This window comes from Brachyspira hampsonii, from assembly GCF_001746205.1.
In the GTDB taxonomy this organism is placed as follows: domain Bacteria; phylum Spirochaetota; class Brachyspiria; order Brachyspirales; family Brachyspiraceae; genus Brachyspira; species Brachyspira hampsonii_B.
This window is the reverse complement of record NZ_MDCO01000012.1, coordinates 763,258-774,672: the sequence shown is the minus strand read 5'-3', so window position 1 is coordinate 774,672 and position 11,415 is coordinate 763,258. Positions and strand designations below refer to the sequence as shown.

The window sequence follows — 11,415 nt, the reverse complement described above, 5'->3', positions numbered from 1 at the left end:
GAACATAATAACGATATAATAAAAAAATAATCATAGCATTTGATAAAAACACTATGATTATTTTACAACTAACTAATAAAAATTAATATTTAATAATTAAAATTTATCTACATCAACAAGTTTTTCTACTGTTTTAGCTAGAAGATATACACCTACTCCTGTAGCACCTTTAGATATATATTTTACATTTACATCACTCATATCAGTACCTGCTATATCTAAATGAGCCCATCTTGCTCCTTCTGTAAAATAGGATAAAAACTGTCCTGCTGTTATAACTCCGGCATATCTTCCGCCTGAATTTTTTATATCAGCAACATCAGATTTTATATCTTCTTTATATTCATCAAACATAGGAAACTCCCATACCCTCTCATAAGTATCGTCCCCAGCATCTTTTAAAGCACTTGATAAAGCTGTGTCATTAGACATAAGTCCTGAAGCATGCTTTCCTAAAGCTATTGAGCAGGCTCCTGTTAAAGTAGCAATATCTATAACAAAATCTGGATTATATTTTTTTATTCCATAAGCCAAAGCATCGGCAAGTATAAGCCTTCCTTCAGCATCTGTATTAACCACCTCTACAGTAACACCATTATACATTTTTAATATATCACCTGGGTTTATAGCAGCACTTCCTGTTTTATTATCTGTTAAAGGACATATTACTGTAACATTTGCTTCTAAATTCATATCAGATATTAAAAATAAAGCCCCGCAAACAGCAGCAGCACCTGCCATATCATCTTTCATGCCAAGCATACTAGTGCTAGGTTTTAAAATCATTCCGCCTGTATCAAAAGTAATACCTTTTCCTACCAATAATATATGTTTTTTGGCTTTTGCTTTTTTGTACTGAGCAACAAATACTCTAGGAGGATTTTTACTTCCAGCATTAACCCCTAATATTCCATTCATACCAAGATTTTTCAATTCTTTTTCAGTAAGAACTGAAGTGCTTATTTTTCTGCTTTCAGCCTGTTTTTTAGCTCTATCAACGAATGTCAAAGAGTTTATAACATTGCTAGGCTCATTAACCATATCTCTTGCCCAAAATATACTATTTGCTATCTGAGTAGCTTTAGATATAGCATTTTCAGTATCTTTTTTATGCTCAGAAACTAAAAGTATATTTTTAATATTGGATCGTTCTTTTAATCTTTTATCACCTAAATAATTATCAAAACTATAAGAGGAAAGAAGTATACCCAAACAAAACTGAATATATGATTCTTCAGAAGCTATTTCAGCAAATAATTCAGCCATATCCACTTCTATATCATCTATATGCAAATCTTTCATTATCTTAATTAATGAAGAACCGGCATTCTTCCAAGTTTCATACATATAATTTTTTACTTCTTTATATGTAATATAAATTACCCTAGTATTACTAGCAAAAGCAAAAGCAAAAGGAGTAGAAGTATTATAATATTTATCTTTTACCAAATCATTAAATAACTTTATATACTCTTCATTAAATGAACATACTTTAAGCTGCTCTTTTTCAACTTTGACAAATACAGCTACAGTATGTTTTTTAATGAAATTGATTGTATGTTTTAATTTCATTTTTTGTTCCTCTATGATTTTAAAATAACTTTCGATTAATAATTATATATAATGTTTATTTTATGTCAATTAAAAAATATTATAAAAGATATTGCAATATACTTCTAAAGGTATATAATCACATATAAACTTAAATATTATTACTTTAGGAGGTTTACAATATATGAAAAAAATATTTAGCTTTATCATTTCTATTTCTCTAGTATTATTTATAATATCATGCGGAAGCGGTGTAAGCAGAAGCCACCCAGAAGGCTGGATTAACGATGACACATTCAGAGTAATGGGTATGGGATCTCCATCAGATGATATAGATGATAAATTCAGAAGAGAAGTGGTATCAAAACAAGCAGCTGAATTGGATGCTAAAAATAAAATTGCCGCTAAAATTGTAGGTTCTTATATAGAATCTTTAAGCTCTACTGAAAAAGGTATGATAGATGAATATGTTATACAGGAAAGAGTTGCCGGAAGAATAAGAGGTACTTCTGTTATAGAAACTCAATGGGATTCTAAACAAAATTGTACTGTTGTCATGGAATTATATTCAAAAAATCTAAAAAAACAAATGGATAATTTAGTAACTCAGTACCTTAATGAAGTAGGAATGCAATATACAGCTCAAGATGTTGCAGGAATGGTAAGAACTTATCAATAATCATAAAAATAATATAAAATAAAGGCTCCTTAATGGGAGCCTTTATTATTTTTTAGTTAAAAATTGTGATAGATAATTATTAAAACAGCTATTTTTATTATATTTATATTGTATGGTAATAAAAATTATTTTTTATGCTATTGCAATATAGTATTCAAAATATATAATACTAAAATAAAATTATGGAGGATTAAATATGAAATTTATAAAATTATTTATTATTCTATTAATGTTTTCACTGCTAGTTATTTCATGCGGAAGCGGGGTAAGCAGGAATAGACCAGAGGGTTGGATTAATGACGATACATTCAGAGTAATGGGGATGGGTTCTCCGGCAGAAGATATAGATTCAGATGATAAATTCAGGAGAGAACTTACTTCTAAACAAGCAGCTGAATTGGATGCTAAAAATAAAATTGTAGCAAGAATTGTTGGTTCTTATATAGAATCTTTAAGCTCTACTGAAAAAGGTATGATAGATGAGTATGTTATACAGAAATAGAGAAATGGATGTTTGGCTTGATGAAGCACTTTCAGAATCAACATCTTATTTATTTTCAGAGTATATTACAAAATCAAGAGAAAAGGATTTTGTAGAAACCCCTTATTATTCTTTTTATTCTTGGAATATGCAATTAAATAATGGAAATGATATCTTTGGATCAAGCGGTATTTTTATAAGTTATTCTTCTGCATCTATATTTATGAACTGGCTAAATACTAAAACAGGCGGAAATTATAATATTTACAAAGAAATAGCACATTCTAGTCCTTCATTAACAAGCGAAGAAAGACTTACAGGTATTACATCTAAATATGGTCTTGGAAACAATATGGATGATGTAATGCTTAATTGGATAGACGGATTAAGTAAAGGGGATCTTCCCGGAGTAAGTATTTCTGCTATAAGTCAAAATGGAAGCATACCATTATTGCCTAGATCAGTGATAGTTTATAATAATACATATTCTATTCCTCCTGATGCCAAAATTAAGACAAGGCAGTTAAGCGGACAGGGTTGGAATGGTTTTTCTGCTGTAGTAAATACTTCTGAAAATAAAAAGGTGGGGTATGTTGATGAAGCAGATATTGTAGATATTAATTTGCCTCAGGTAAATGGGCTTAACTCTTCAATGAAATATAAATCAATTGATTTAGACTCACTTGAAGGCTATCATTTTATGGATAAAGTTTTTTAAAGATTATATAATAAAATAGTATTTTTAAACAAAATAAAATTATTATAAATAAAGGATTTAGTATGAAAATAAATTACATATTTTTATTGATTATTTTTATATTTATTTCTTCATGAGGTAATAAGATTACAGCCCCTTCAGAAGTAAACGGCATAATATATTATGATGTTGAAACTACAGAAACTAAATCTTTTTCTTTTATAAAGTTTGATGACTCTACAGGTAAATCTCTTGAAACTAAAAGTAAGTTCAAAAAACTAGCAGAATCTCAAAATGTTATTGTTTATTTTGAAGACGGATATAGTATTACGAGAGTTGTCAATTACATTTCCTAGAGTTTCCCAAATTCAATTTAAAAAATATTTCTGCAATAGAAAGTTTAGATAATATACATAGAGAATTCATTTCTTGGATAAAATTTTTTAAGGGGGAAGATATGTCTGTCTTGATGAAAGAAAATACTATATTTGAAGAAGTAGAAAAAAATGCCGTACATTTGTTAATGATAGTCCAGTAATGGATAAATATAAAAAACGAGAAGTAGACACATATTTTTTTAACAAGAGCATAGAATTAGATATAAAGAAGGCTAAAGAACAAGGTATAGAACAAGGTATAGAGAAAGGCATTAAAGAGAATCAAATATTAACTGCTAAAAACATGAAAAATAAAAATATGGATATTAATCTCATAAGCGAATTAACAGGATTAAGTATAGAAGAAATAAAAAACTTGTGAACATCTATCAAGTTCACTTGATAGATATTGTTAGTGAACAATTTTTTTATAAAATATGGAAGAAATAGAAAAATTATGATCAATATTTTAAGGTTGCCAAAGTTATAAAATACTCAAAAACGAGTAATTTTTTATAAATATAAATAAATAGAAAATCTATAATATATAAAAGTTATAATGAAAAATGTATGCATTTGTATGCACTTTTTTATTAATATATTGCAATTTTAGTCATTTTAATTTATTATACAAAATCACAATACATATGGGGACTATATGAAAAAGATTATTATATTATTTGGTATGTTTTTATTTACCTTATACAGTCAAAATGATGATAATAATAAAAGTAAAGTTTCTGAAAAATTAATAAATTATGTAAATGAAGGTAATGTTAAAGAAGCTGAGAATATTCTTAAGAAATATAATGTAAATATTAATAATCTTGATTATGAAGATTTTACATTATTATCACATGCAGTTATGGATAATAATATAGAAATGACTGAACTTCTTTTGAAATATAAAGCAGATGTTAATACTGTAGTAAATGATGGCGATACTGCATTGATACTTGCAGCTGATAATAATAATATGGAAATGGTTAGACTACTTTTAAGTTATGGTGCTGATATTGATTATCAGGGTTTTAGAGGAAGAACTGCATTATTTTGTGCTTTAGAGTATAATAGAAAAGAAAATATTGAAATGGTAAAACTATTAATAAAAAATAAAGCTGATGTTAATATAGCTTATGACGGAGATAATGAAAACGAAGAAACACCTTTAATGTATGCTGCTATGAAAGGCTATAAAGAAACTGTAAAAATTTTGATTGCAAATAAAGCTGATATAAATAAAAGAAATAGCAATAATGCCAATGCTTTGATTTATGCTTATATGTATGGACATGAGGATATAGCAGATATTTTACTTCAAAACGGTTCTGATTCTTTGGATAAAAGTTTGAAAGTTTGCCGTCTTAATCAATCAACTTTACTTAGCGGTAATGTTCCATTGAGAAATGCCGCAGTGTATTCTACCAATGAAGTTTTTTTACAGAAGATAATTGATAACTGTGCAGATGTAAATTATAAAACTTATGATTTCAAAACTGTATTGATAGAAGCCGCTGAATATAATAATATTAATGCTGTAAAAGTGCTTCTTAAAAATAATGCCGATGTTAATGTTCAAAATAATGGCAAGACTGCATTAATGTGGGCTTGTCGCAGCGGAAATTTAGAAATGACAAAAATGCTTTTAGAGGCTGGTGCTGATAAAAATATAAAAGACGGGAATTATGATGCATTGTATTATGCAAGAGAATATGGAAAGAATGAAGAGGTAATAAAACTCCTTACAAAATAAAAAATATTTACTTTTGTTTTATTTTTTGTTATAATCTGCCTATGAGAAATATAAATAGAATGAATGACTACTTTATGCGTTATCTTTTAGGCTCTGTAGGTAATGAGGACATACTTGAGAATATAGTTAATTGTGTACTTAGAGATTCAGGGTTTGAAGAAGTTTATAATTTAGAAATAATAAATCCGCACAATCTGCCTGAAAATATTAATCTTAAAGAGTCTGTTTTAGATGTTAAAGCAATTACTAAAGACAATAAAAAAATTATTATAGAGATACAGCTTTCTGGAAATATTGATTTTGTAAAGAGAATATACTATTACATATCAAAAAATATAGTAAGTGAAGTTAATGAAAATGAATCTTATGATATTATTAGTCAGGTTATAAGTATTAATTTTGTGAATTTTAATATGGATTTTTATGATGAAGGTAAAGCTCATAGATGTTTTAAGCTCATAGATACTCAAAATCATAATGTGTCATTGGATATTATTCAAATGCATATTATAGAAATACCAAGATTTATAAAAATATTATATAATTCAAATACAGATGATATTAAGAAAAATAAAATATTATCTTGGATAGAGTTTTTTACTGTAAAAGATTTAGAAGAAGTAAAAGATAAATTAAAGGAGGTTAATAGTATTATGCCTAAAGTAATAGATAAATATGAAAGATTTATATCAAGTAAAGAAGAAATGGAAGTTTATAATGCCAGAGATGCTTTTTTATATGGGCAGACTTTAATGCTTAAAAGAGAAAGAGAAGAAGGTATAAAAGAAGGTATGGAAAAAGGTATAGAGAAAGGTATAGAGAAAGGTATAAGAGAAAATCAAATATTAACAGCTAAAAATATGAAAAATAAAAATATGGATATTAATCTTATTAGCGAATTAACGGGCTTGAGTATAGAAGAAGTAGAAAAATTATAATTTAATAGAAGTTATATGTCTTTATAATTTATTAATTTACTACAATCTATCAAATCATAATTTTGATATACTCTTTTTATTTCATCTCTCACTTGCATTAAAGCAAAGCCTAATAAATTTTCTCCTTTCCAAAAAAACGGATTTTCTATATTTTCATCATCGTATTTCATCTTTATTCCCCATACTTTGTCATAAGGACTTGCTTCTACTAATACTTTGTTTTTTGTGCTTAATAAAAAATTTCTTAAATCAGTATTTTGTGAGAACTTATAATAATTGCCTGTAAATACTATTTTGTATTTCATTTTATCCCACACTTCATCATTGAAATTTTTAACTTTTCTTCCAAGTTCTTTTATAGCTTTAGGCTGATTATTATTCAAAATTTCATCGGCTATATTTTTGTCATCAAATAATAATGCCTTATTGTACATCATATATTTTTCCATGCAGTTAAATGTCAAATCATTCTCTATAAAATCTTTAATATACCACTGACTTAATGATGATTTATTAATTTCTTTTTTATCATTAGTATGTCCGTAAAAGAATAGAAAGTCAATCTTATTACCAGAATTAAAATCTCTTTGAAGTTTTAACAAAGAATATTTTTGATTTAGTTCTATATTATTATAATATAGTGTTTTATAATCATTAATTAGATTGCTGTCATAAAAGCCTTTAAATAATACAGGCTCTTCAAAAAGTTTTTTATATTCTTCTTTATCATCATTTGAAAGTTTATTAAAATAATTGCTGAACACTTTATTATAAGAACTTCTATTGACAAACCATATTGGAGGCATTATATTTTGCATAAAAAATCCTTACAAGTTTATAAGAAATAAACAAAATATTTATAAATATTAATTATGTGCTAAACTATTGTTGGATATAATACTTATGTTAGTTATATTGTCAGTAAACATAGTTTTTACTTTATCATTTGTAAGAGGAGAGTAAAAATTATGTATAAGCTCATAACCTTTTTTTATAGCATTAGTATCATAAGTGCTGTACACATAATTGCTTGCCAAAGCAGGCATATTAATATTAGGGTCTTCTTTTATAGGCTTCATTATTACTTCAAATCCGTTTTGCTTGAAAAAAGCATAGTAAGTTGGTACATAAGAAAAATTAATTTCTTTATTTTCATTGATTTCTAATGATACAACTGTACCTATGTCAAGATGCGGATATCTTCCCTTATGATTTGCAATGAAATTACCCAATGAATATATTATTATTCCGCTATGATTAGTTCCTTCATAAATTTCTACAGGTCTTGGTACATGAGGATGATGACCTACTATTATGTCAACTCCATTTTCTATTAAAGATCTGGCAGTTTCAATTGTTTTTTCTTCAGGATATGTTGTATATTCTAATCCGAAATGAAGAGATATTATTTTTATTTCATTGTTTGTAGCAAGTGCTAAATCAGATTTTACTTTTTCTACCAAATCTTCCTGTTTTGGAAAAAAATTCATAAAATAGAAATGTCCGTTTTTATTTGTTTTATGACTTATTCCATTATCAAGCATAGTATATGCCGATATGAATAAAGGTATATTATTAATATTTGTTATAATAGGGCTTATACTAGGAGAATTGGTAGAGCCTCCTAAAGTTAATTTATTATTTCTGTGAAGTTCTGCTACAGTTTCAGCTTCTGCCTGTGCACCTTGATCATAAGCATGATTATTTGCTATTGAAAAAGTATTAAAATAATTAAAGAAATATTTTAAATAATCTAGTGAGCCATTAAATTCAGGATAAGGCATAGGAGGTTTATTTGTATTTACAACAAATTCTAAATTAGCAAATACAATGTCCCCTTTAAAATAATCTTTCAAATCTATTAATACATCATTACTCTCAAAAGCATTTACAATAGTAGGGTGTGTCATTATATCCCCTGTAAATACTAATTTAATACTTCTAGGAGGTTCCGGCTTTTTTTCTTTTTCCTCTTTATTATCAGCACATGAAGATAGTAATATTAAAGATAAAGCAACTATTATTTTTTTTATCATAATTATTTTCCTAGTTAGTAATTATTTTTATAATTATCTTATTCATTTAAAATTTCTAAATCATTTTTTTCTAAATCAGATGTTTCTTGTGTATCAGTATTCTCATTTTCATTTGTTCTTGTATATTTTAGAGGGGTGAATTCCATTTCAACTATTCTTCTGTCTTCAACTTTCATTATTCTTACCCTGTATCCTTTAAGTATGAAACGCTCATTGATTTCAGGAATATGATCCAGCATATCAATTACATATCCTGCTATAGTTTGATATTCTTCATGCTCTAATTGCAGTTTTAAAGTTTTATTAACATCTTCTATAGGAGCATTTCCATTTATTATAATTCTTTTACCTTTAAATCTTATTACATCAGCTTCTTTTTTATCGCTTTCATCTTCTATATCTCCCATTATTTCTTCTATTATGTCTTCCATAGTAACAAGTCCGGCAGTTCCGCCGTATTCATCAATAGTAATTACCATCTGAAGTTTTTTCTTCTGCATATCATTAAATAAGCTGCTTATAGTCTTAGTTTCAGGTACAAAGTATGGAAGCATTATATAATCAATAGCTTTCTTTTTTATTTTATTTAATTTTCCTCCGCCTTTAACATATTCTTTAAATAAAGCTCTAGTATGAAAAATTCCTATTATATGGTCAACAGTCTCCTCATAAACAGGAAATCTTGAAAGACCTGTTTCTACAGTAAGTTTTATTATCTCATTTACATCAGTTTCAGCTTCAATGCATACCATATCAACCCGCGGAGTCATTATTTCTTCTACAGTTTTATTTCTGAAATCTATTACACCTGTAAGCATTTCATGAGTATATTCTTTAATTATTCCTTCTTTATGTCCCAAATGTATTATAGTTGTTATATCGTCCATGCTTGATAATGCACTTCTTTTTTCAGCGTCTCTTAATCTTTTAGGTACAAAATAATTCATTATAAAAGTAGTTATTTTATCCATTAAAAAAGTTATAGGCTTGAATATAAAATGACAGAACTTCATAAAGTATAGAAGATAAGGCATCATTTTTTCAGCATTAACTCTCATAATAACTTTAGGCAGTATTTCCCCGAATATTATGATTAGTATTGTTATTGTAGCAGTAGATATTGTAACCATTAAATTAGTAGATATATTAGGCAGAATGTCTGCTAGTCTCACAGCAAATACGGTTATGATTGAACTTGCTGAAATATTTACTATGTTGTTGCCAACTAATAGGGTAGGTATCATAGAACTTGATTTTTCCCAATACTTTTTATCCTCTTCCTTTATTTTTTTCTCTCTTACTAAACGCATCAAAGTAACATCATCAATAGAAGTATATGCAGTTTCGCTGCCTGAAAATAGAGCAGAGAGCATAATCAAAATAATAATGATAAATATTTCAAATAAATAAACTAATAGTATTTCCATAAATAATAAACCTTATATTTTTATTTAAATTCTCTTTCTTAATTCTTTCATAAAATTAGTACCCGGATCCCTTTTTCCCGGATTTATGTATTTTGTATTTAATTCTTTATATAGAGAATAATGAGGCAAAGTTTTATCTTTATATTCATAATGTGCTATTATATATTTTATACTTTTATATTTGTTTTTTATGTATTTTATCAATTTTACATTAGCCTCTAATTGTTCTTTTGTTAATTTATCAGCATAACCTATATTTTCTATGCTTATAGAAGTATAATTAAATCCTACAGTATGCCTTGCTATATATTCAATGGGAGTATTTTCGTATATAGTACCGTCAAAATCAACTAAGAAATGAGTTCCTACATTTACTTCGCCTCCTGCTTCTATATCGGGTCTCCCTATTAAAGTATCATTTTTAAATATATTTACGGCTATACTTAGATTCGGAGTTTCTGTAGAATGTACTACTATTATTTGAGGATTATCTAAATATATTAGTTTACTTCCATAATGAGTTTCTGTATATTCAGATAACAATTTTAATCTGAGAGCATTCGGAGTGATTTTATATTTATCATTTATATACGGTTTTACTACTATATCATTAGTATGTACTATATTATTACTTACAGTATTACTGCATGATGATAATAATAAAGATATTATAACTATATATATGATGTTTTTTATCATTTAATATTATTATGCATCCATAGCAATATTAACACTCACAAATCCAAGAGAAGATTGGAAAGGAATAATTATAGTTTGCAAATTTTTAGGTATAATTTGTATTTCTTTTCCAAAGTAAAGTATAGGGGGAGTGATATCGCAGCTAATACCTTCTTCAGCTAATTTAGTAATTGCAAGACCGCTTATAGTATTTCCCATTTCATTGATAACGCTTCTCATCATATCTTCAAATTCATCTTCAGAATCATATTCACCGCGTTTTTTATCTGTAAGATTTTCAGTAAGAAGCTGAGAGAAATTTTCAGGAAATTCATAAAGCACCTGTCCATTAACATCGCCGACAATTCCTATAGCAACACCGTATCCGGAGAAGAGCTTACGGCCTTGTCCTTTAACTAAAGTACCTTTTTCCATAGTAAGACCAGCCATCTCTTTAAATATTGATACTAAAGATACAATAAATGGATTAATGAATCTAACGTCCATAAATTTTATAGGTGTTGTAGCCATGTATATTTCCTTTTAAATTTTATTTTTATATTTTAATTATAACATAATTGATTATTATTTCAATTAAAAAATAAATCTAATTAAAATTATAGTATTAAAAGAGAAATTGTCAAATTTAAAAAATAAAAAATTATATGTTTTTTATATAGTGTATATTAATTTTATAAATTAAATACCGTAAATATTTATAGTAGACAAATAAAAACTATTTATATATTTTGTTAAATTTAACTTGATATTTAACTTAAATGATATAAAATAATAGCA

At 26.8% G+C, this 11,415-nt stretch carries 10 protein-coding genes and 2 pseudogenes; 6 read left to right on the top strand and 6 right to left on the bottom strand.

Annotation, left to right across the window (positions count from 1 at the left end; all coding sequences use genetic code 11):
* Positions 1–96 precede the first annotated feature (96 nt).
* Positions 97–1,572 carry a leucyl aminopeptidase family protein gene (locus tag BFL38_RS12405; protein WP_069727323.1) on the bottom strand — a complete coding sequence of 492 codons (1,476 nt, stop codon included), beginning with the start codon at positions 1,570–1,572 and terminating at the stop codon, positions 97–99.
* Positions 1,573–1,735: 163 nt separating this feature from the next.
* Between BFL38_RS12405 and BFL38_RS12400 the strand changes: the two genes are divergently transcribed.
* The 6 genes and pseudogenes from BFL38_RS12400 to BFL38_RS12375 all read left to right on the top strand — a co-directional run bounded on the left by BFL38_RS12400 (position 1,736) and on the right by BFL38_RS12375 (position 6,476).
* A complete protein-coding gene (locus tag BFL38_RS12400; RefSeq protein WP_069727322.1) occupies positions 1,736–2,230 on the top strand; it encodes a hypothetical protein in 495 nt (164 codons plus the stop codon).
* 196 nt (positions 2,231–2,426) lie between these two features.
* Positions 2,427–2,729, top strand: a pseudogene (locus BFL38_RS12395) (hypothetical protein); the annotation flags it as partial.
* Positions 2,710–3,429: a hypothetical protein gene (locus BFL38_RS12390; protein ID WP_176720580.1), complete on the top strand. Its 720-nt coding sequence runs from the start codon at positions 2,710–2,712 to the stop codon at positions 3,427–3,429. The pseudogene BFL38_RS12395 and the gene BFL38_RS12390, both read left to right, overlap by 20 nt.
* A gap of 310 nt (positions 3,430–3,739) precedes the next feature.
* A pseudogene (locus BFL38_RS12385) lies at positions 3,740–4,167 on the top strand (nuclease/transposase family protein); the annotation flags it as partial.
* A gap of 276 nt (positions 4,168–4,443) precedes the next feature.
* Positions 4,444–5,538 carry an ankyrin repeat domain-containing protein gene (locus BFL38_RS12380; protein ID WP_069727320.1) on the top strand — a complete coding sequence of 365 codons (1,095 nt, stop codon included), beginning with the start codon at positions 4,444–4,446 and terminating at the stop codon, positions 5,536–5,538.
* A gap of 41 nt (positions 5,539–5,579) precedes the next feature.
* The gene (locus BFL38_RS12375) at positions 5,580–6,476 is read left to right on the top strand and encodes an Rpn family recombination-promoting nuclease/putative transposase (protein ID WP_176720579.1); all 897 of its coding nucleotides are present in this window, start codon (positions 5,580–5,582) and stop codon (positions 6,474–6,476) included.
* 11 nt (positions 6,477–6,487) lie between these two features.
* Here the strand turns inward: BFL38_RS12375 and ybiA are convergent, their stop codons facing one another.
* From ybiA to BFL38_RS12350, 5 genes are read right to left on the bottom strand one after another with little or no spacing between them, the layout of a single operon-like run.
* Complete coding sequence (gene ybiA, locus BFL38_RS12370; RefSeq protein WP_069727318.1) at positions 6,488–7,294, bottom strand: riboflavin biosynthesis intermediates N-glycosidase; 807 nt, start codon at positions 7,292–7,294, stop codon at positions 6,488–6,490.
* 48 nt (positions 7,295–7,342) lie between these two features.
* The gene (locus tag BFL38_RS12365) at positions 7,343–8,512 is read right to left on the bottom strand and encodes a CapA family protein (RefSeq protein WP_069727317.1); all 1,170 of its coding nucleotides are present in this window, start codon (positions 8,510–8,512) and stop codon (positions 7,343–7,345) included.
* Between the two features lie 38 nt (positions 8,513–8,550).
* On the bottom strand, positions 8,551–9,939 hold the full coding sequence (locus BFL38_RS12360; RefSeq protein WP_008725050.1) for a hemolysin family protein: 1,389 nt from the start codon (positions 9,937–9,939) through the stop codon (positions 8,551–8,553).
* Positions 9,940–9,963: 24 nt separating this feature from the next.
* Positions 9,964–10,638, bottom strand: a complete 675-nt coding sequence (locus tag BFL38_RS12355) for a peptidoglycan recognition protein family protein (protein ID WP_069727316.1) — start codon at positions 10,636–10,638, stop codon at positions 9,964–9,966.
* 9 nt (positions 10,639–10,647) lie between these two features.
* On the bottom strand, positions 10,648–11,148 hold the full coding sequence (locus tag BFL38_RS12350; protein WP_008725054.1) for a chemotaxis protein CheX: 501 nt from the start codon (positions 11,146–11,148) through the stop codon (positions 10,648–10,650).
* Positions 11,149–11,415 lie beyond the last annotated feature (267 nt).